This window comes from Amnibacterium endophyticum (genome assembly GCF_042680685.1).
In the GTDB taxonomy this organism is placed as follows: domain Bacteria; phylum Actinomycetota; class Actinomycetes; order Actinomycetales; family Microbacteriaceae; genus Amnibacterium; species Amnibacterium endophyticum.
In genome coordinates, this window is the sequence record NZ_JBHUEA010000002.1 from 52,108 (window position 1) to 72,945 (window position 20,838).

At 72.1% G+C, this 20,838-nt stretch carries 18 protein-coding genes and 2 riboswitches; of the genes, 2 read left to right on the plus strand and 16 right to left on the minus strand.

All coding sequences use genetic code 11. The features are described 5' to 3' along the window. Positions 1–30 precede the first annotated feature (30 nt). The 10 genes from ACFSBI_RS01605 to ACFSBI_RS01650 all read right to left on the minus strand — a co-directional run bounded on the left by ACFSBI_RS01605 (position 31) and on the right by ACFSBI_RS01650 (position 11,824). Positions 31–966, minus strand: a complete 936-nt coding sequence (locus ACFSBI_RS01605) for a hypothetical protein (protein WP_377931438.1) — start codon at positions 964–966, stop codon at positions 31–33. 344 nt (positions 967–1,310) lie between these two features. Next, positions 1,311–2,597 carry a citrate synthase gene (locus ACFSBI_RS01610; RefSeq protein WP_377931439.1) on the minus strand — a complete coding sequence of 429 codons (1,287 nt, stop codon included), beginning with the start codon at positions 2,595–2,597 and terminating at the stop codon, positions 1,311–1,313. A 35-nt stretch (positions 2,598–2,632) separates the two neighbouring features. After that, the gene (gene fdxA, locus ACFSBI_RS01615) at positions 2,633–2,950 is read right to left on the minus strand and encodes a ferredoxin (protein WP_377931440.1); all 318 of its coding nucleotides are present in this window, start codon (positions 2,948–2,950) and stop codon (positions 2,633–2,635) included. Beyond that, positions 2,947–3,384, minus strand: coding sequence for a hypothetical protein (locus tag ACFSBI_RS01620; RefSeq protein ID WP_377931441.1), 438 nt, complete (start codon positions 3,382–3,384; stop codon positions 2,947–2,949). Before ACFSBI_RS01620 ends, fdxA begins: the two co-directional genes overlap by 4 nt. A 39-nt stretch (positions 3,385–3,423) precedes the next feature. Beyond that, positions 3,424–5,340 (minus strand): translational GTPase TypA, encoded by a 1,917-nt coding sequence (typA, locus tag ACFSBI_RS01625; RefSeq protein ID WP_377931442.1) that lies wholly within the window; start codon positions 5,338–5,340, stop codon positions 3,424–3,426. A gap of 218 nt (positions 5,341–5,558) precedes the next feature. Beyond that, on the minus strand, positions 5,559–6,671 hold the full coding sequence (locus tag ACFSBI_RS01630; RefSeq protein ID WP_377931443.1) for an ABC transporter ATP-binding protein: 1,113 nt from the start codon (positions 6,669–6,671) through the stop codon (positions 5,559–5,561). Positions 6,672–6,699: 28 nt separating this feature from the next. Next, the gene (locus ACFSBI_RS01635) at positions 6,700–7,764 is read right to left on the minus strand and encodes an ABC transporter ATP-binding protein (RefSeq protein ID WP_377931444.1); all 1,065 of its coding nucleotides are present in this window, start codon (positions 7,762–7,764) and stop codon (positions 6,700–6,702) included. A 34-nt stretch (positions 7,765–7,798) separates the two neighbouring features. Next, positions 7,799–8,809, minus strand: coding sequence for an ABC transporter permease (locus ACFSBI_RS01640; protein WP_377931445.1), 1,011 nt, complete (start codon positions 8,807–8,809; stop codon positions 7,799–7,801). An 89-nt stretch (positions 8,810–8,898) separates the two neighbouring features. Further along, complete coding sequence (locus ACFSBI_RS01645) at positions 8,899–10,677, minus strand: ABC transporter substrate-binding protein (RefSeq protein WP_377931446.1); 1,779 nt, start codon at positions 10,675–10,677, stop codon at positions 8,899–8,901. 115 nt (positions 10,678–10,792) lie between these two features. Further along, positions 10,793–11,824 (minus strand): ABC transporter permease, encoded by a 1,032-nt coding sequence (locus ACFSBI_RS01650; RefSeq protein ID WP_377931447.1) that lies wholly within the window; start codon positions 11,822–11,824, stop codon positions 10,793–10,795. A 259-nt stretch (positions 11,825–12,083) separates the two neighbouring features. Here ACFSBI_RS01650 and ACFSBI_RS01655 point away from each other — a divergent pair, with 259 nt between their 5' ends. Beyond that, positions 12,084–12,884 carry a CPBP family intramembrane glutamic endopeptidase gene (locus tag ACFSBI_RS01655; RefSeq protein WP_377931448.1) on the plus strand — a complete coding sequence of 267 codons (801 nt, stop codon included), beginning with the start codon at positions 12,084–12,086 and terminating at the stop codon, positions 12,882–12,884. Between the two features lie 47 nt (positions 12,885–12,931). After that, positions 12,932–13,477, plus strand: a complete 546-nt coding sequence (locus tag ACFSBI_RS01660) for a 2'-5' RNA ligase family protein (protein ID WP_377931449.1) — start codon at positions 12,932–12,934, stop codon at positions 13,475–13,477. Between the two features lie 329 nt (positions 13,478–13,806). Here the strand turns inward: ACFSBI_RS01660 and gcvP are convergent, their stop codons facing one another. From gcvP to ychF, 6 genes are all read right to left on the minus strand, one after another. Further along, complete coding sequence (gene gcvP, locus ACFSBI_RS01665; RefSeq protein WP_377931450.1) at positions 13,807–16,731, minus strand: aminomethyl-transferring glycine dehydrogenase; 2,925 nt, start codon at positions 16,729–16,731, stop codon at positions 13,807–13,809. Then, positions 16,728–17,102 (minus strand): glycine cleavage system protein GcvH, encoded by a 375-nt coding sequence (gene gcvH / locus ACFSBI_RS01670; RefSeq protein ID WP_377931451.1) that lies wholly within the window; start codon positions 17,100–17,102, stop codon positions 16,728–16,730. The genes gcvP and gcvH overlap by 4 nt, the downstream gene beginning before the upstream one ends. 1 nt (position 17,103) lies before the next feature. After that, a complete protein-coding gene (gcvT, locus tag ACFSBI_RS01675; RefSeq protein WP_377931452.1) occupies positions 17,104–18,240 on the minus strand; it encodes a glycine cleavage system aminomethyltransferase GcvT in 1,137 nt (378 codons plus the stop codon). A 51-nt stretch (positions 18,241–18,291) separates the two neighbouring features. Further along, a riboswitch (glycine riboswitch) is annotated at positions 18,292–18,378 on the minus strand. Between the two features lies 1 nt (position 18,379). Beyond that, positions 18,380–18,463: riboswitch (glycine riboswitch) on the minus strand. A gap of 77 nt (positions 18,464–18,540) precedes the next feature. Next, positions 18,541–18,888: a hypothetical protein gene (locus ACFSBI_RS01680; RefSeq protein ID WP_377931453.1), complete on the minus strand. Its 348-nt coding sequence runs from the start codon at positions 18,886–18,888 to the stop codon at positions 18,541–18,543. A gap of 19 nt (positions 18,889–18,907) precedes the next feature. Further along, complete coding sequence (locus ACFSBI_RS01685; RefSeq protein ID WP_377931454.1) at positions 18,908–19,510, minus strand: LON peptidase substrate-binding domain-containing protein; 603 nt, start codon at positions 19,508–19,510, stop codon at positions 18,908–18,910. 232 nt (positions 19,511–19,742) lie between these two features. Further along, complete coding sequence (gene ychF / locus ACFSBI_RS01690) at positions 19,743–20,813, minus strand: redox-regulated ATPase YchF (RefSeq protein WP_377931455.1); 1,071 nt, start codon at positions 20,811–20,813, stop codon at positions 19,743–19,745. Between the last annotated feature and the right edge of the window lie 25 nt (positions 20,814–20,838).

Consider the following 20,838-nt stretch of genomic DNA (forward strand, 5'->3'; position numbering starts at 1 on the left):
GGGGCGCTCCTCCGCGCCCGTGCGGTCGGTTCACGCCCGCGATCGACCGACGCGCGGAAGGCCGGCCGCAGCCAGGCGCCAGCCGAGGCTCTGGTCCTGGAGGACCGCCCAGATCCAGCGGGAGACGTCGGGGCGGGTCGGCGTGGCCCTGAGCCGGTCCTCGCGGACCTTCTCGAGCGAGACGACCTCGCCCGGTGCGCGGCCCTGCAGCAGCTCGGGCTCGCGGTACTTCTTCAGGCCGTCGAACTCCCCGATCCGGTTGTGCTCGGGCCACCAGAAGTCGACGAAGCCGATCAGCCCGTCGCCGTCCTCGAACGGCTGCTGGAGGACGGGTGCCGGGAGCTTCGCCTCGGCCATGAGGACCCGTGAGAAGGACTCGCCGGCGGAGCCGGACCGGGCGTCTGCGAAGTCGATCACCCCCTCGATGCGACGCCGTCCGCGGACGGGTCCCCATTCCTCGAGCGCCTCGTGGAGCTCCCGCTTCGTGAGGCCCCGGCCGAGCGCCCAGTCCATCGCGACGACGGCCTCCTCGAACGGCTCCGTCGCCGCGAGGTCGAGCACCGTGCGGACCAGGGTCGTCACCGGTACGCCGTCGACGTGAGTCAGGTGCAGCGCGAGGTCCCGCACGGCGTGCTTCCGGACGCCGTGCTCGGTCCGGGACCCGGCCGCGGCCGTCACGCGCGCGTGGACGAGGCCGTCCGACGGACGGATCGTCGGGACGCGCCAAAGTGCTGCGGCGGAGCGGTGGCTCGCGATGTAGTCGGGGTTCATCTCCGCGGCAGTCACCGCCTCGAGCCGACGGCGCTCGTCCGGACTCAGCGACGCCCAGATCGCGGTGGGCACGTAGGCACCGCTTCGCAGCCGCGTCATCAGCCCCTTGGCTGCGGCCCGCTGCAGCGACCGCTCGTCGGCGAGGCGATTGCGATGGCGCAGGACGAGGTGCTCGCGGGCTCGGACGGCGGCCATGGCGCGATGCCTGCACCGCAGGGGCACCGCTGCCCGACCCGTTCGGTTTCGGACCCGCCGATCGCCCTGATCCGCCCTGGGGAGGAGCGGACGTGCTCCTGACCCCGCCCTCACAGCCCCTCAGCATCTCCCGCCTCGACGGGCGCGACCCGACGCCACGGGCGTGCAACGGCGCCCGCCTGGTCGGATCCCGCCCGTGGAGCGGCATCGCGCCACCGCTCAGGTCGAGCGACCGGCGTGCGGGCCGCCGCACGCGGTGCGCCGAAGCGGGCGGGATCCGACAGATCGGGCGCGAAGAGGCGCCCGAGGTGTCGGATCCCGCCCGGAACGGCGGCGCGCAGGCGTCAGCGGCCCAGGTCGCGCTCCGCCGGGCCCACGTACAGCTGCTGCGGGCGGCCGATCTTCGTCGTCGCGTCCGCGTTCGACTCGCGCCAGTGCGCGATCCAGCCCGGCAGGCGGCCGATCGCGAACAGCACCGTGAACATGCGGGGCGGGAAGCCCATCGCCCGGTAGAGCACGCCGGTGTAGAAGTCGACGTTCGGGTAGAGGCGCCGCTCGATGAAGTAGTCGTCCTCGAGCGCGATCTGCTCGAGCTCCCGCGCCAGGTCGAGCAGCGGGTCGTGCACGCCGAGGCCGTCGAGCACCTCGTCCGCGCTCTCCTTCACGAGCCTCGCCCGCGGGTCGTAGGACTTGTACACCCGGTGGCCGAAGCCCATCAGGCGCACGCCCTCCTCCTTCTTCTTCACCCGCTCGACGAAGGTGGAGACGCTCTCGCCCGAGTCGCGGATGCGCGCGAGCATCGTCAGCACCGCCTCGTTCGCGCCGCCGTGCAGCGGGCCCGACAGCGCCGCGATGCCGGCGGAGATCGAGACGAACATGTTCGCCTCGGTCGACGCGACGAGGCGCACCGTGGAGGCGGAGGCGTTCTGCTCGTGGTCCTCGTGCAGGATCAGCAGCCGCTCGAGCGCCTTCGAGACGATCGGGTCCACCTGGTACGGCTCGGCCATCGTGCCGAAGTTCAGGCGCAGGAAGTTGTCGACGAAGGACAGCGAGTTGTCCGGGTAGAGCATCGCCTGCCCGATGGTCTTCTTGTACGCGAACGCCGCGATCACCGGCAGCTTCGCGAGCAGCCGGATCGTGGAGGCCTCGACGGCCTCCGGGTCGTTCGGGTCGAGCACGTCCTCGTAGTACGTCGCGAGGGCGCTGACCGCGCTCGAGAGCGTCGTCATCGGGTGCGCGGTGTGCGGGACGGCGTCGAAGAACCGCCGCAGGTCCTCGTGCAGCAGCGTGTGGCGGCGGATCGTCTCGTCGAAGGTCGCCAGCTGGTCCGCCGTCGGCAGCTCGCCGTAGATGAGCAGCCAGGCCACCTCGAGGTAGCTGGAGTGCTGCGCGAGCTGCTCGATCGGGTACCCGCGGTACCGGAGGATCCCCTTGTCCCCGTCGATGAAGGTGATCGCGCTCTTCGTCGACGCCGTGTTGACGAAGCCGTTGTCGAGCGTGGTCAGCCCGGTCTGCCGGGTGAGCGAGGAGATGTCGAGGCTCGATGCACCCTGGGTCGCAGGGAGGATCGGGAACTCGGCGCTGCCTCCGGGGAAGGTGAGGGTGGCGGTCTCGCGATCGGCGTCGGTCACCACGGAAGCCTACCGGCGAGGCCCCGACCGCTCGGTCAGGCCTGGGGAGGCAGGGCGGCGACGACCGGGTGGTCCTTCGGGATCACGCCTACCTTGGCGGCGCCGCCGGGCGACCCGACCTCGTCGAAGAACTCGACGTTCGCCTTGTAGTAGTCGGACCACTGCGCGGGCAGGTCGTCCTCGTAGTAGATCGCCTCGACCGGGCACACCGGCTCGCAGGCGCCGCAGTCGACGCACTCGTCGGGCTGGATGTAGAGCATCCGGTCGCCCTCGTAGATGCAGTCGACGGGGCACTCGTCGATGCAGGCGCGGTCCTTCACGTCGACGCACGGCAGCGCGATCACATAGGTCATCCGAGCCTCCCCTCCTCGTGGCCGTCCACCAGTATCCCATCCGTCCGCTGCGCCCTCCCGGCACGGCGGGGCCAGCCCACGACGACCGCCGAGACGACGGCGGGCGCGACCGCCCAGATCAGCCCGGCGTAGTTCAGCAGGACGACGCGGGACCCCCCGGGACCGCCGAGCAGCAGCACGGCGCACACCGCGATCGCGCCGAGCGCCGCGGCGAGCGCGTACCGCCGGCTCGGGAACGACAGCCGCAGCGCCGCGAGCAGCAGCACGAGCATCGCGATCGAGAGCACGAGCCCGATCGGCGGTCCGGTCCCGGTCGCGGCGCTCACGCCGACCTGGTGCTTGAAGGTGCCGAGCGTGCCGACGAGGACGCCCGCGACGAAGCACGCGGGCACGCCGATCAGGGAGTCGCGCACCCCGGTCCCCTCCTCGCGCACCGCCTCATCCTGCCGTCGCGCGGTCGAGCCGTCAGCGGATCAGGCGTCGGCGAGCTGGCGCTTCAGGCGGCTCGCGTTGCGCGCGCGCGTCTGCTGGTCCAGCGCCACCTTGCGGATGCGCACCGCGTTCGGGGTGACCTCGACGCACTCGTCGTCGCGCGCGAACTCCAGGCTCTCCTCGAGCGACAGCTCGCGGGACGGGGTGAGCCGCTCCAGCTCCTCGCCGGTGGAGGAGCGGATGTTGTTCAGCTGCTTCTCCTTCGTGATGTTCACGTCCATGTCGTCCTGGCGGCTGTTCTCGCCGACGACCATGCCCTCGTAGACCTCCTCGGAGGGCTTCACGAAGAAGGTGCCGCGCTGCTGGAGGTTCTGCAGGGCGAAGGGCGTGACCACGCCGGAGCGGTCGGCCACCATCGAGCCGTTGACGCGCGTCGTGATGCCGCCGGCCCACCGGTCGTAGCCGTCGGAGATCGCGTTCGCGATGCCGGTGCCGCGGGTGACCGTGAGGAACTCGGTGCGGAAGCCGATGAGGCCGCGGGACGGCACCCGGAACTCCATCCGCACCCAGCCGGTGCCGTGGTTGGCCATCGTCGTCATCACGCCCTTGCGGGCGGCGAGCAGCTGCGTGATCGCGCCGAGGTGCTCCTCGGGCGCGTCGATGGTCAGGTGCTCGAACGGCTCGTGCGTGTGGCCGTCGACCTCCTTCGTGACCACCTGCGGCTTGCCGACGGTGAGCTCGTAGCCCTCGCGCCGCATCTGCTCGACGAGGATCGCGAGGGCCAGCTCGCCGCGGCCCTGCACCTCCCAGGCGTCCGGACGGCCCACGTCGACGACCTTGACCGAGACGTTGCCGATCAGCTCGCGGTCCAGCCGGTCCTTCACGAGCCGGGCGGTGACCTTGTGCCCCTTGCCGCCCTTGCCGGCGAGCGGGGAGGTGTTCGTGCCGATCAGCATCGAGATGGCGGGGTCGTCCACGTGGATCGCGGGCAGCGGCCGCACGTCCTCCGGGTCGGCGAGGGTGTCGCCGATCGTGATCTCCGGGATGCCGGCGACCGCGACGATGTCCCCGGCCGCGGCCTGGTCCGTCGGGTAGCGCTCGAGCGCCCGGGTGGCGAGCAGCTCGGTGATCCGCAGGTTCGAGACCGCGCCCTCGCCGTGCACCCACGCGACCGTCTGGCCCTTGCGCAGGGTGCCGTTGAAGATGCGCAGCAGCGCGAGGCGGCCGAGGAACGGGGACGCGTCGAGGTTCGTGACGTGCGCCTGCAGCGGAGCCTCGTCGTCGTAGGTCGGCGCGGGGATGTGCTGGAGGATCGCCTCGAACAGCGGCTCGAGGTCGCCGTTGTCCGGCAGCGCGCCGTTCTCGGGCTTGTTCCGGCTCGCGGCGCCGTTGCGGCCGGAGGCGTAGACGACCGGCACGTCGAGGATGGCGTCGAGGTCGAGGTCCGGCACGTCGTCCGCGAGATCGCTCGCGAGGCCGAGCAGCAGGTCCTGCGCCTCCCCCACGACCTCGTCGATGCGCGCGTCGGGGCGGTCGGTCTTGTTGACGAGCAGCACGACCGGCAGCTTCGCCTCGAGCGCCTTGCGCAGCACGAAGCGCGTCTGCGGCAGCGGCCCCTCCGACGCGTCGACGAGCAGCACGACGCCGTCGACCATCGACAGGCCGCGCTCGACCTCGCCGCCGAAGTCGGCGTGGCCCGGGGTGTCGATCACGTTGATGGTGACCGGGCCGTCCGTCGCGTGCGCACCGCGGTACGTGACCGCGGTGTTCTTCGCGAGGATCGTGATGCCCTTCTCGCGCTCCAGCTCGTTGCTGTCCATCGCCCGCTCGTCGACGTGGGCGTGGTCCGCGAAGCTGTGCGTCTGCTTCAGCATCGCGTCGACGAGCGTGGTCTTGCCGTGGTCGACGTGCGCGACGATCGCGACGTTGCGCAGGTCGGAGCGGGTGGCGAGCGCCATGAGGGAGCCTTTCGGATCGAGGAGCCCGGCAGCCCCGGGCGTCGGCGGCGCTGCCCCTGTGGGCGGGCGCGCTCACGCCGATCGCGGCCCCGTCCTCGGCGCCGCCTGGACCCATGGTACCGGGCGCGGGGTGCCGGAGGCGTCCTCCCGCGCGCACGGCTCCGCCCCGCACCTCCCACCCGGTCGGGCGGAGGGGTGCGGGGCGGTGCCTCGCGGCGTCAGGCGGCCTTCGGGCCCGTCGTGCGGATCTGGCCCGGCCCGCCGTCGATCAGGTCGGTGCGCACCTGCGGGAAGTGGCAGTACACCTTGTGGCCCGGCGCCTTGTCCTCCAGCACCGGCTCCTCCCCGCGGCAGCGCTCGCGCTGCGAGTCGGAGAGCTCCGTCTTGTACTTCGGGCAGCGGGTGTGGAACACGCAGCCCGACGGCGGGTTCGACGGGCTCGGCAGGTCGCCGGTGAGCAGGATGCGCTCACGCCGCGACTCGATCGACGGGTCGGGGATCGGCACGGCCGACAGCAGCGCGTGCGTGTACGGGTGCATCGGCTGCTCGTACAGCGAGTCGCGGTCGGTGATCTCCATCACCTTGCCGAGGTACATGACGGCGACGCGGTCGGAGATGTGCCGGACGATCGACAGGTCGTGCGCGATGAACACGTAGGCGATCCCGCGCTCGCGCTGCAGGTCCTCCAGCAGGTTGACCACCTGGGCCTGCACGGACACGTCGAGCGCCGAGACCGGCTCGTCGCAGACGATCAGCTCGGGCTCGAGCGCGAGGGCGCGGGCGATGCCGATGCGCTGCCGCTGGCCGCCCGAGAACTCGTGCGGGTAGCGGTTGTAGTGCTCGGGGTTCAGGCCGACGCGCTCCATCAGGGCCTGCACCGTCGACTTGATGCCGCCGTCGGGCTTGCGGCCCTGGATCCGGTACGGGGCGCCGATGACGGTGCCGATCGTGTGCCGCGGGTTCAGCGACGAGTACGGGTCCTGGAAGATCATCTGCATCTCGCGGCGCATCGGCCGCATGGCGCGGCTCGACAGCTGCGCGATCTCCCTGCCCCGGAACTTGATGGAGCCGCTCGTCGGCTCGATCAGCTTGGAGGCGACCCGGCCGGTCGTCGACTTGCCGCAGCCGGACTCGCCGACGAGCCCGAGGGTCTCACCGGCGCGGAGGCTGAAGCTGACCCCGTCCACGGCCTTGATCGGGTTGCCCGGCCGGCCGAGGATCCCCTCGCGACGGCCCGGGAAGTGCTTCCGGACGTCGCTCACCTCGAGCAGCGGCTCGGTCCCGTCGGCCTCGTGCCGTCGCTCGGCGTCCTGATCGATGGCGGTCGTCACGGCCGCGCTCCCTTCACCGGTTCGGCGTTCACAGGTTGGGCCGGATCTCGGCGGCGAAGATCTCGCGCCGCTCCTCCGGCGGGATGTGGCACCGCACCTCGTGCCGCGCATCCGTCGGCAGCAGGTCGGGGTGGTCCTCGAAGCACCTGCTGCCGGGGACGCGGTCGACGAACCCGCAGCGCGTGTTGAACACGCAGCCCTTGGGGACGTTGATGAGCGACGGCGGCTGGCCCGCGATCGGGATCAGCCGGCTCGCGCGCACGCGGTCCATGCGGGGCATGGAGTTGAGCAGGCCCCACGTGTACGGCATCTCGGGCTGGTGGAACACCTCGTCCACCGGGCCCTTCTCGACGCACTGGCCGCCGTACATCACGAGGACGTCGTCGCAGGTCTCCGCCACGACGCCGAGGTCGTGGGTGATCAGGATGACGCCGCTGTTCAGCTCGGTCCGCAGCTCCTTGATCAGCTCGAGGATCTGCGCCTGCACCGTGACGTCGAGCGCCGTGGTGGGCTCGTCGGCGATCAGCAGGGTGGGGTCGCTGATCAGGGCCATGGCGATCATCGCGCGCTGGCGCATGCCGCCGGAGAACTGGTGCGGGTAGTCGTCGTAGCGCCGGGCGGCGTTCGGGATGCCGACCTTGTCGAGCATCTCGACCGTGCGCTTGCGCGCCTCCTTCTTGCCCACCTTGTGGTGGACGAGGTAGGCCTCGCTGATCTGCGCGCCGATCGAGTAGAAGGGGTGCAGCGCCGACAGCGGGTCCTGGAAGATCATCGCGACCTCCGTGCCGCGCAGCTTCCGCATCTCCTCCTCGCTGGCCGCGACGAGGTCCGTGCCGTTCAGCCAGACGTTGCCGGTGACCCGCGCCTTGGAGTTCTTGTGAAGGCCGAGGATCGCCTGGCTCGTGACGCTCTTGCCCGAGCCGGACTCGCCGACGATGCCGAGGATCTCGCCCCGCTCCACCTCGAACGAGACGCCGTCGACGCTCTTGACGAGCCCGTCCGCGGTCGGGAAGTGCACCCGGAGGTCCTCGACCTGCAGGAAGGGGCCGTCCGGCGCGTACCGGCTCGCCGGCACCGCTGCGGTCTGGGTCATGCGCGGTCTCCTTCGTCGCTCGCGTGCGGCCGCATCAGACGGTCACCCGCGGATCGATGATGCCGTAGGCGATGTCGACCAGCAGGTTCGCGACGACGAGCGCGACCGCCGCGATGATCGTGACGCCGAGGATCACCGGCAGGTCCTGCTGCAGGATCGACTGGATCGACAGGTAGCCGAGCCCGCGCAGGTTGAACACGCTCTCGGTGATGACGGTCGACCCGATCAGCGTGCCGAGGTCGATGCCGAAGATCGTGACGATCGGCGTCAGCGCCGCCCGGAGGCCGTGGCGGACGACGACCGTCTGCCGCGAGAGCCCCTTCGCCCGCGCGGTGCGGATGAAGTCCTCGCTCATCGTCTCGATCATGTTCGAGCGGGTGAGCCGGGCGTACAGGGCCGCGAAGAGGAACGCGAGCGCGACCCAGGGCAGGATCATGCTCTGGAACCAGCCGAGCGGATTCACGAACGGTGACACGTAGGCGGTGCTGAGCGGGATCCAGCCGAGCGTGTACTGGAAGACGAGCAGCAGCAGCGGCCCCGTGAAGAAGATGGGGAGCGACACGGCGGCGAGCGCGCCTCCCATGCCGACGCGGTCGACGATCGAGCCCGGCTTGAGCGCGGACAGCGTGCCGACCAGGACGCCGAAGATCAGCCACAGGATCGCGGCGCCGACGATGATGCTGGCGCTCACCGGGATGGCGCGGCCGATCAGCACGCTGACCAGCTCGTTCTGCCGGAAGGAGTAGCCGAAGCACGGGAACGGGCAGTCGATCGGGGTGTTCACCCCGTCGGAGATCTGCTTGCCGAAGATGCCGCCGATGAAGTTCGTGTACTGCTGCCAGATCGGCAGGTCGAACCCGAACCGGTGCTCCAGCAGCTTCAGCTGCGTCGAGCCCGGCTTGAACGGGATCTTGCCGACGTAGTAGTAGACGGGCGAGGTGTTCGACAGCGCGGGCGCGATCTGGAAGATCAGGAACGTCACGACGCTGACGATCCAGACCACCACGACCGCGCCGGCGATGCGGCGGATGAGGAAACGGATCATGCGCTTGGGAGGGCCGGCGGCCCGGATCGCTCCGGACCGCCGGCCCCGTCACCCTTCCTGCGAGTGGGTGGTTCTGATGGCGGGAAGGGTCAGCTGCCGCTGACGCCCATGTTCACCCAGTCGTAGATGCCGAACGCGAGCGCGTTGTTGCACGCGACGTTCGTCAGGCGCGGGTTGCGGTAGTACAGCGACTTGCCCCACAGCAGCGGCAGGTCGGCGCCCGTCTCCATCAGCGTGTGGTTGAGCTGCTGCCACTGCTCCTCGGTGGTGCTGCCACCCGTGGACTCGTCCAGGATCTTGTTGATCGTCGGGTTGTTCAGGCTGCCGTAGTTCGAGTTGCCGGTCGGCAGGATGTTCTTGCCGTTGACGATCGAGTTGTAGAAGCCGTACCCGGTCGGGAAGTCAGCACCCCAGCCGGCGAGGATCAGGCCGAGGCCCTGGTTCTTCACGTTGGCCGGCGAGCCGACGAACGTGGAGTAGTAGTTCGACGCGTCGGACGTGGCCGGCGTGACCTTGATGCCGACCTTGGCGAGCGACTGCTGGACCGCCGCGAACACCTTCGGGCCGGTCTGGCTCGGGGTGCTGTAGGCCATCTTGGTGGAGAAGCCGTTCGGCTGACCGCACTTGGCCAGGGCCTCCTTGGCCTTGGCGATGTCGCCCTTGCCCTTGGTCGCCGCGGTGTTGTACGGGTCGTAGGCGGAGCCGTCCTCGTGGCCCGGGATGCCCGGAGGCGTGAAGGACGCCGCGACCTGGCCGTGCGAGTTGCCGCCGAAGGCCTGGAGCACCGCGGCCTTGTCCAGCGCGTAGTTGATCGCCGCGCGGCAGTCCTGGTTCGGGATGACCGACTGCGGGATCGTCAGGTAGCGCGTGAAGGGCGTGGCCGGGTTGTCGGCGTTCGCCTTGGTCTTCGCGTCGGTGAAGATCTTGGTCTGCAGGGTCGAGCCCACGTCGACGTTCGCCTTGGCGTCGGCGGCGCCGGCCAGCAGCTTGTTGTCGATGTCGTTGGGGTCGGTGTCGATCGTCAGGTCGATCTCGTCCGCCAGCGGCTTGTGGATCGTGTCGGTCGACTGCTCCCAGTACTTGTTCCGCGTGAACGTCGCCGACTTCTGCGGGGTGTAGGAGGAGAGCTCGAACGGGCCGGACGAGACGGGCTTCTTGGCGTACGTGCCGCCGACGTAGCCCTTGCCGCCCTCGACCTTCGCCGGGACCGGCGCGAGCGTCGGCAGGGCGAGCAGGTAGTTGAAGTCGGCGTACGGCTTGCTCAGGTTGAAGGTGATGGTGTTGCCCGACACCTGGATGCTGTCGAGCTCCTTGCCCTGGTACGGGCCCTTGTAGCCGCTCGGCGCCTTGATGACGTCGAGGAAGTACTGGGTCGGACCGCCGTTGATCTGGTCGGTGGCGAAGATGCGCTCAGTCGCCCACTTGATGTCCTCGGCCTTGATGTCCGTGCCGTCGGAGTACTTCAGGCCGTCCTTCAGGGTGTACTTCCACTGCGTGTAGTCCGCGTTGTGGGTGCCCATGTCGGTGGCCAGGTCCGGGCCGAGCTCGTACTTGTCGCCGTTGACGTTCTTGTAGCCGATCAGCGTGCGCGAGAAGAGCCGCTGCATGTTGAAGCACCAGCCGTAGTAGGTGCGGGCCGGGTCCCACGAGTCGCAGTCGGAGTCCGAGAGCAGCTTGATGGTGCCGCCGGTCTTCGTGGAGGGGTTCACGACGCCGTCGACCGCGCCGTTGAAGGTGGCGGACCCGCCGCCGGTGCTGCTGGAGGGGTTGGTGGTGTTGCCGCCGCCACCGCCCGAGCAGCCGGTGAGCGCGAGCGCCCCCGCCGCGAACACGGCGACGAGCGCCGTAGTACCGCGCTTGTACCTCATAGGTCGTCCTTCCTGGTGTGCTGTGTCCGGCGGCGCGAGCCGCCGGGGGTGGGCCTGACGGCCCGGCGGAGGGCGGTGCAGGCCGCTTCCTCCGCGCGTCTGGTGGGTCGGCCCGTCATCGGGTCGACTTCGGGTCGAAGGCGTCGTGCAGCCCGTCGCCGAAGAGGTTGAACGCGAGCACGGTGATGAAGATCGCGAGACCGGGCCACACGAGGTAGAGCGGGTCGACCTGCACGTACTGCGCCGCGTCGGAGAGCATCTGGCCCCACGACGGCGTCGGGGGGATGATCCCGATGCCGAGGAAGGAGAGGCCCGCCTCGCCGAGGATGTAGTTCGGGATCGTCAGCGTGGTGTACACGAGGATCGGCCCGAGCAGGTTCGGCAGGATCTCGCGGAACATGATCCGCGCGTCCGAGGCGCCGAGGCTCCGCGCGGCCTCGACGAACTCCTTCTCGCGCAGCGACAGCACCTGGCCGCGGACGATCCGACCGATGTAGGGGAAGCCGAAGAAGCCGAGCACCCCGATGATGATCGCGTTGCGGGCCACGACCGCCGGGTCGCCGGCCGGGACGATGATGCCGACGACGGCGATGAGCGCCAGCGAGAACAGCAGCACCGGGAAGGACAGGATCACGTCCATGATCCGGGAGATCAGCGTGTCGGCCCAGCCGCGGTAGTACCCCGCGATGAGTCCCAGCGTGATGCCGAGCACGAGCGAGAAGAGCGTCGCGAGGCCGGCGATGAAGAGCGAGGTGCGGGCGCCGAAGACGAGCAGGGCGAAGATGTCCTGCGCCGTGCTGGGCGTGACGCCGAGCCAGTGCGAGCCGCTGATGCCGCCCGCGGCGCCGAGCGGCAGGTTCGTGTTCGGGTCGAGGAGCGACGTCGGGTCCTCGGGTGCGCCGTAACTGGTGCCGTACAGCTTCGTGATGACGCCGGCGAACACGCCGATCAGGATGAACAGGACGACGACCACGCCGCCCGCCATCGCGACCTTGTCCTGGCGCAGGCGGCGCCAGGCGATCGAGAGGAGCGACCGGCCCTTGATGGCTCCGCCGGTGGCGTCGCCGCGGTCGTCCTGCCGATCCCGGCGACCGAATCCGTCGGACTCCTCGACGGCCTCGGACTCGGCGGGCTGGCTGAAGGACACGGTTCCCCTTCGGATCAGGTGCAGAACGGCCTGCTCGGCTCCCGGCGTCCGGATGCCCGGGCAAGCATAAGGATGAACGGGTAGGACCCTGGAACCCAGGGCTGCTTTGTTACACGTCGGAAACCGGGGGCGATGGATCGATGCACCTGCTCGCACGAAAGCCGCGGCAGTCCTTGCGCTCTGGCAACTTCGTTGCGCGGCGACGCACAGGGTGCGCGCCGCGAGGATCCGTCGGGCCGTGCCGTCAGGCTGCGCGGTGGTGAGCGCGAGGCCGGGCGCGGCACGGGACGCGGACGGGCCGGCCGGGTCGGTCGAACCGGTCGGGCGTGCCTACCGACCCCGCGCCGAGCTGCTGCTCGTGCTGGGCGTCTCGCTCGGCCAGTCGGCGGTGTGGGCGGTCGTGTCGCTCGCCGACACGCTCTCCCGCGGACCGCTGCGCAGCCAGCCCCAGACGCTGAACCCGACCCAGAACGTGCGGCCCCTGTTCGACCTGATCGAGCAGCTGCTGTCCATCGCCTTCCCGCTCGTCCCGGTGCTGCTCGCCCTGTACCTGATGGGACCGGGCGTGCTGCGCCGGATCGGGCTCGACGTGCGCCGGCCCGGGTTCGACGCCGGGACGGGGGCCCTCCTCGCGCTGGCGATCGGGCTGCCGGGGCTGGGGCTGTACTTCGCGGGCGTCGCGCTCGGCATCACCACCCCGGTGCACGCGGCCGGGCTCGCACCGCAGTGGTACGCGGTGCCCGTGCTGGTGCTGTCGGCGCTGCGCGCCGCGCTGCAGGAGGAGGTGATCGTGGTCGCCTTCCTCGTCTCCCGCCTGCGGGACGCGCGCTGGGGCTGGCCCGCGGTCGTCGTGACGAGCGCGCTCCTGCGCGGCTCGTACCACCTGTACCAGGGCTTCGGGCCGGCGATCGGCAACGCCGTCATGGGGGTCGTCTTCGCGCTCTTCTACCGTCGGTTCGGCCGCGTCGCCCCGCTCGTCGTGGCGCACTTCCTGCTCGACCTCGTGAGCTTCGTGGGCTACTACGTCGTGCAGGCGGTCGCACCCGGGCTGCTCCCCTGACCACGGCCGCGCGGGACGCTGTCGGCGGCCGCGCCTAGCGTGACGGCGTGGTCCAGAGCATCGAGCTGCTGTTCGACGACGAGACCGAGACGGCGCTGGCGCGCTCGTGGGCGGCCCTGGCGGACGCCGGCCTGCCCAGCCTCGCGACCCACACCGGGGAGACGAACCGGCCCCACGTCACGGTCGCGGTGTCCGACGAGGGCGATCTGCGCCCGGCGCTGGACCGGGTCGGCGCGGTCCTCGAGGGCTGGGACCTGCGCGGTCGCGGGTTCGGCGCGGTGGTCGGCTCCCCCGTGCTGTTCGGCGGCCACCGCCACCGCTGGGTGCTCGCGCGCCAGGTCGTGCCGAGCCGGCCGCTCCTGACCCTGCACGCGGCGCTGCACCGCGCCCTCGCCGCGCACGCGCCGGACGCGGCGGTGTCGGAGCAGACGCTGCCCGACCGCTGGACGGCGCACGCGACCCTCGCACGCCGCGTCCCGGCCGAGCGCCTGGGCGAGGCGCTGCAGGCGGTCGACGTCGAGCCGCTGCCCTGCCGGTTCACCGGCGCGCGGCTCTGGGACTCCGTCCCGAAGACGGTCACCCCGCTCGGCTGACCCGCGGCGCGGGGCCCTCCCGCCCGTCGAGGCACGAGCGCAGCGCCCTCCCGCCGGTCGAGGCACGAACGCTGGGCCCTCCCGCCCGTCGAGGCACGAACGCTGGGCCCTCCCGCCCGTCGAGGCACGAACGCTGGGCCCTCCCGCCGGTCGAGGCGCGAGCGCAGCGCCCTCCCGCCCGTCGAGGCGCGAGCGCAGCGCCCTCCCGCCCGTCGAGGCGCGAGCGCAGCGCCCTCCCGCCGGTCGAGGTGCGAGCGCAGCGAGCCTCGAGACCACCCCCGCCGTCGGCGCGGACGAGTGGTCCCGAGGCTGCGCCGTCGCAGCGACCGTCAGGCGAAGGCGTCCGGCGGCGGGCAGGCGCAGACGAGGTTGCGGTCGCCCCACGCCTGGTCGATGCGGCGCACCGGCGGCCAGTACTTCCCGCGCACCGCGCGGTGCCGGTCCGCGGCGGAGGCCTCGAACGGGTAGGCCGCCTCCTCGCGCGTGTACGGGTGCGTCCACTCCGGGGCGGCGAGCGCGTGCGCCGTGTGGGGCGCGTTCACGAGCGGGTTGTCGTCCGCCGGCCACTCCCCCGCCCGCACCCGGTCGGCCTCGGCGCGGATCGCGAGCATGGCGTCGACGAACCGGTCGATCTCGGCGAGGTCCTCGCTCTCGGTCGGCTCGACCATCAGCGTGCCCGGCACCGGGAACGACATCGTCGGCGCGTGGAACCCGTGGTCGATCAGGCGTTTCGCGACGTCGTCGACCGTGACCCCCGTGGCCGCGGTCATCGGCCGCAGGTCGAGGATGCACTCGTGCGCGACGAGGCCGCCCTCGCCGCGGTAGAGCACCGGGTACGCCTCCTGCAGCCGCACGGCGACGTAGTTCGCCGCGAGGACGGCGGCGTCGGTCGCCGCCTGCAGCCCGTCCGCGCCCATCATCCGGACGTACGCCCACGAGATCGGCAGGATCCCGGGCGACCCGTAGGGCGCCGCCGAGACCGGCGTCCCGCCGAAGCGGCCGGGCGCCCAGTGCGCGACGCCGTCCGCCTGCTGCGCCATCGGGTGGCCGGGCAGGTGGGCGGCGAGGTGCGCCTTGGCCGCGACCGGGCCGACGCCCGGCCCGCCGCCGCCGTGCGGGATGCAGAACGTCTTGTGCAGGTTCAGGTGGCTGACGTCGCCGCCGAAGTCGCCGAAGCGGGCCCGGCCGAGCAGCGCGTTCAGGTTCGCGCCGTCGATGTACACCTGGCCGCCGGCCGCGTGGACGGCGTCGGTCACCTCGCGCACGTCGTGCTCGTAGACGCCGTGGGTGGAGGGGTAGGTGATCATCAGCGCGGCGAGCGCGTCCGCGTGCTGCGCGATCTTCGCCCGCAGGTCGGCGAGGTCGACGTTCCCGAGCTCGTCGCACGCGACGACCACGACCTTCAGGCCGGCGAGCACCGCCGAGGCGGCGTTCGTGCCGTGGGCGGACGACGGGATCAGGCAGACCGTGCGGCTCTCGTCCCCGTTCGCGCGGTGGTAGCCGCGGATCGCCATCAGCCCCGCGAGCTCGCCCTGGCTGCCGGCGTTCGGCTGCAGGCTGACCGCGTCGTACCCGGTCAGCTCGGCGAGCCACGCCTCCAGCTGGCCGACCAGCTCGAGCGAGCCCGCGACGTCCTCCGCCGGCGCGAACGGGTGCAGGTCGGCGAACTCCGGCCACGTCACCGCGGCCATCTCCGTCGCCGCGTTCAGCTTCATCGTGCACGAGCCGAGCGGGATCATCCCGCGGTCGAGCGCGTAGTCGAGGTCGGCCAGGTAGCGGAGGTACCGCATCATGCCGGTCTCGGAATGGAACGTGTTGAAGACCGGGTGGGTCAGGTACGCCGAGGTGCGCAGCAGCTGCACGGGCAGGGTCGCGGCGCCGCCGGCGACGAAGGCGAAGTCGGAGGAGCGGTCGCCCGCCAGCAGGTCGACCAGCAGGTCGACGACGTCGCCGGTCGCCTCGTCGAAGGCGATCCCGACGGTGCGGTCGTCGACGCGGCGCAGCCAGAGGCCGCGCTCGCGGGCCGCGTCGAGCACGGCCTCGGCGTCCACGTCGTCGATCAGCAGCACGTCGAAGAACGCCTGCTCGCGCACCCGCACGCCCGCGGCGCGCAGCATCGTCGCGGCGTGCGCGGCGGCACCATGGACGTCCTCCGCGATCCGCTTCAGCCCGGCGGGCCCGTGGTACACGGCGTACATCGCCGCCATCACGGCGAGCAGCACCTGCGCGGTGCAGATGTTGCTCGTCGCCTTCTCGCGCCGGATGTGCTGCTCGCGAGCCTGCAGGCTGAGCCGGTAGGCGGGGTCGCCGTCCGCGTCCTTCGACACCCCGACGAGGCGACCCGGCAGCTGCCGCTCCAGCCCCGCGCGCACCGCCATGTAGCCGGCGTGCGGGCCGCCCATCGCCATCGGCACGCCGAAGCGCTGGGTGGTGCCGACGGCGACGTCCGCACCGAGCTCGCCGGGCGGCGTCAGCAGCGTCATCGCGAGCAGGTCGGCGGCGACGACCGCGAGGCCGCCCCGCTCCTTCGCCGCGGCGATTGCCTCGGCCGGGTCCCAGACCCGCCCGGAGGCGCCCGGGTACTGCACGAGCACGCCGAACAGGTCGCCGTCGGGCAGCCCGTCGACGGCGAGGTCCGACTCGACCAGCTCGACGCCCACGGCCTCGGCGCGGCCGGCGAGCACGGCCTTCGTCTGCGGCAGCGCGTCCGCGTCGACCACGAACCGCGGGGTGCGGGCCTTCGACGCGCGCCGGGCGAGCAGCATGCCCTCCGCGACCGCCGTCGCCTCGTCCAGCATCGACGAGTTCGCGGTGGTCAACCCGGTCAGGTCGGCCACCATCGTCTGGAAGTTCAGCAGCGCCTCGAGGCGCCCCTGGCTGATCTCCGGCTGGTACGGCGTGTACGCCGTGTACCAGGCCGGGTTCTCCAGCACGTTGCGCTGGATCACCGCCGGGGTGATCGTGCCGGAGTAGCCGAGGCCGATCATCGAGGTGCGGACGGTGTTCCGCGCCGCGAGGCGGCGCAGCTCGGCGATCGCCTGCCGCTCGGTCGCGGCGGCCGGCAGCACGGACGGGTGCTCCGCCGGCTCCGGGCGGATCGCGTCCGGCACCGCGCGGTCGAGCAGCGCGTCGAGCGAGTCGGCGCCGACGGCCTGCAGCATCCGCTCCTGGGCGTCGGGGGTCGTGCCGATGTGCCGGCGGCGGAAGGCGTCCGCCGGCACGGCGACGGCGGGGCGGGCGGCGAGGTCGGTCATGCGGCGCCCGTCAGCGCGTCGTACTGGTCGCGGTCGAGCAGCTCGGGCAGCTCGCTGAAGCGCACCCGCATCAGCCAGCCCTCGCCGAACGGGTCGCTGTTCACGACCTCGGGCGACGACGACAGCTGCTCGTTCACCTCGACCACCTCGCCGGAGACGGGGCAGAAGAGCTCGCCGACCGACTTCGTCGACTCGAGCTCGCCGACCGTCTGCCCGGCGGTGACCTCGTCGCCGACGGACGGCAGGTCGACGTAGACGATGTCGCCGAGCTGCGCGGCCGCGTAGGCGGTGACGCCGACCGTCGCGACGTCGCCGTCCGCGTCGACCCACTCGTGCTCGGCGGTGTACTTGAGGTGCTCGGGGGCGGTCATGTCAGGCCTCTCGGGAGTAGAAGGGGAGCGGGACGACGCGGACGGGGAGCCGCGTGCCGCGGACGTCGACGGCGAGGTCCGCGTCGCGCGCGTCCTCGTCGAGGTAGGCCATCGCGATCGGGGTGCCGAGCGTCGGGCTGAGCACGCCGCTCGTCACGACGCCGACCTCGCGGTCGCCCGCGAGCACGGGGTACTCCGCGCGGGGCGCACGGCGGCCCTCCGCCGCGAGGCCGACCAGGACGCGACCGCCGGACGCGTGCTCCACCGCCTCCCGGCCGACGTAGTCGGCGGCCTTCGCCGGGCGGACCAGCCGGCCGAGGCCGGCCTGGTGCGGGCGGGTGAGCGTCGTCAGCTCGTGCCCGTAGAGGGGCATGCCCGCCTCGAGCCGCAGCGTGTCGCGGGCCGCGAGGCCGGCCGGGACGACGCCGGAGCCGGCGCCGACCTCGAGCAGCGCGCGCCAGAGCGCGGGCAGCAGGGACGGCGGCGCGTACAGCTCGTAGCCGCGCTCCCCCGTGTAGCCGGTGCGTGCGACCAGCACCGGGTGGCCCTCGTAGCGGGCGCGCATGAAGCGGTAGTTGCGCAGCGCCGCCAGCTGCTCGCGGAAATGCGCCTCGGTGACGTCGCCGTCGCCCTCGACGCCGAAGCCGGGGGTCTCGAGCAGCACGTCGAGCGCCCGGGGTCCCTGGAGGGCGACGAGGCCGACCTCGTCCGTCTCGTCCTCCACGACGGCGTCGAAGCCGACGGCCCGGTCGCGCAGCGTCGCCGCGACCACCTCCCGGTTCGCGGCGTTGGCGACGACGAGGTAGCGGTCGTCCCCCGTGCGGTAGACGACCAGGTCGTCGATCACGCCGCCCTCGCCGTTCAGCAGCAGCGTGTAGCGGGCCTGCCCCACCTGCGCGGTCGACAGCTCGCCGAGCAGCGCGGCGTCCAGGGCCTGTGGAGCGGCGACGCCGAGGACGACGATCTCCGCCATGTGCGACAGGTCGAACAGCCCGGCGGCGTTCCGCACCGCGTGGTGCTCGGCGAGGTCGCCCGAGTAGCGCAGCGGCATCGTCCAGCCGGCGAACTCGGTGAAGGAGGCGCCCGCCGCGGCGTGCACGTCGTGCAGCGGGGAGCGGTGCGGGACGGGATCGGACACGGCGGCTCCAGAGCGTCGGGGCCCGGCGTGCGATGCGGCGCCGGGTGGTGCTCCCCCTCTGTCATGGTGCCTGAGAGATTCGGCGAGAACGCCTTTCCCCGTCGGCGGGAGCCCCGCGGGCTCCGCTCTCCAGAGCGACCCGTCCGACGCGGTGCTGGACCTGAGAGATTCCGGGGCGGTTGCTCCTACGGTGCCGGCGGACCGGCTCTCCCGCGTCGGCCGATGCGGCCGGATCTTCGGTTGTGCGGTCAGCGTACTGCGCGGCTGCGACGCGCGGCCAGACGCGTCGGTGCCGACGGGTCAGGGCTCGAGGCGGGCCAGCGCCTCGTCGCGGGTGCCGACCACGTCGCAGGCGATCGGCAGGGCGGCGAGCAGCCGCGTCGCGGCAGTCCGGAAGGCGGCGTCGGACGACACGACCACGAGCCGCCGCACGGAGGGCAGCCCTGCGAGGCGGCGCAGCTCCTGCCGGTCCGCCGCCGCCACCGGGTCCTCGTAGCGCCGCACCTCGACCAGCACCCGCGCGCCGCCGTGCCGCCCCGCCGCGTCCGTCAGCTGCCGCCGCAGCACGGCGATCGCAGGGCCGTCCGGCGCTCCGTCGAGCACAGCTTCCACCAGGTCGGATCCGTCGTGGAGCGTCGAGGTCAGCACCGGCAGACCGTACGCCCGCCTACTCGTAGAGGACCTCCGCCTCCTCCGTCAGCTCGACGGTGCGGGCGAGCAGACGGGCGACCGACTCCGAGCGCAGCAGGTCGAGCTGGTCGAGCGGCCCGAGCGGTGCGATCGCGGCCAGCTGCCAGGCGGCCGCGGCCGGGTCCTCGTCGAGGCCGACGTCGGACGGCCAGCGGACCTCCTGGCCGACCTCCTCCGCCTTGTGGAGCACGCGGCGCACGACCCGCTCGGCGTGGTCGAGCAGCGGCGCCAGCTCCTCCTTCCACGGCGGCTCGGGCAGGTCCTCGACGACCGCGCGCGGGTACGGGGCGTCGTCGAGCCACTCCGTGATGCGGATGCGCCGGTCGCCCTGCGCGATCATCAGCACCGCCTGGCCGGCGCTGTCGAGCTGGCCGACGCGGGCGATCGTGCCGATGGCGGCGCGCACGTCGCCGCCGCCGACCTCCGACCCGCGCTCGATCAGCGGCACCCCGAACTCCGCCGGCTCGTCGGGGAGGATGTCGCGCAGCAGCGCCAGGTACCGCGGCTCGAACACGCGCAGCGGCAGCGGCATGTGCGGGAAGAGCACCGACCCGAGCGGGAACATCGGCATCACGGCCATCTGTCGATCCTCCCCCGCCGCACGGACGTCCCGGCGCGCACCGCAGCGAGCGCTCCAGCAGGACTGTGCGAGCGCTACAGCAGGAACATGCGAGCGCTTCAGCAGGAAGGGCGCGCTTCGGCAGGAGGATCTCACCGACCTGTTCCTGCTGAAGCGCTCCGTTCCTGCCGTAGGACCCCGCCCCTGCGCGCTGCGGCGCGTCACGCTCCGCGTGGCTCCGGGGGGGGGGGGGTCAGCCGTGGCGCCACTCCACGACGTCGCCGTCCTGCATCACGTACTCCTTGCCCTCGATGCGGGCGCGGCCGCGGCTGCGCGCCTCCGCGACGCTGCCGGCGTCGACGAGGTCCTGGAAGCCGATCACCTCGGCCTTGATGAACTTCTTCTCGAAGTCGGAGTGGATGACGCCCGCGGCCTCCGGGGCGTGCGCGCCGCGGCGGATGGTCCAGGCGCGCGCCTCCTTCGGCCCGGCCGTCAGATAGGTCTGCAGGCCGAGGGTGTCGAAGCCGACGCGGGCCAGCTGGTCGAGGCCGCTCTCCTCCTGGCCCGTGGAGGCGAGCAGCTCGGCCGCGTCCTCGGGGTCGAGGTCGATCAGCTCGCTCTCGATCTTCGCGTCGAGGAAGACGGCCTGCGCGGGCGCGACGAGGGCGGCGAGCTCCGCCTTCCGCCCCTCGTCCGTGAGCACCGCCTCGTCCACGTTGAAGACGTAGAGGACGGGCTTCGCCGTCAGCAGCCCGAGGTCGCGGACCGGCGCGAGGTCGAGGCCGGAGGCGGACAGGCGCGTCCCGGCGTTCAGCGCGGCGATCGCGGCGCGGATCGCGTCGAGCGTCTCCTGCGGCGCCTTCTTGCCGCGGACCTCCTTCTCGACGCGCGGCTCCGCCCGCTCGAGGGTCTGCAGGTCGGCGAGGATCAGCTCGGTGCCGATCGTCTCCAGGTCCCCGGCCGGGTCGACGCCGCCCGCGACGTGGACGACGTCCGGGTCCGCGAAGCCGCGGACGACCTCCGCGATCGCGTCCGCCTCCCGGATGTTGGCGAGGAACTGGTTGCCGAGCCCCTCCCCCTCGCTCGCGCCCTTGACGATGCCCGCGATGTCGACGAACGACACGGCGGCGGGCACGACGCGCTCGGACGAGAACAGCCCGGCCAGGGTGCCGAGCCGCGGGTCGGGCAGGTCGACGACCCCGACGTTCGGCTCGATCGTCGCGAACGGGTAGTTCGCCGCGAGCACGGTGTTCTTCGTCAGGGCGTTGAAGAGGGTGGACTTGCCGACGTTGGGCAGGCCGACGATGCCGATGGTGAGCGCCACGGGCCTCAACCGTAGGCGTCCGAGC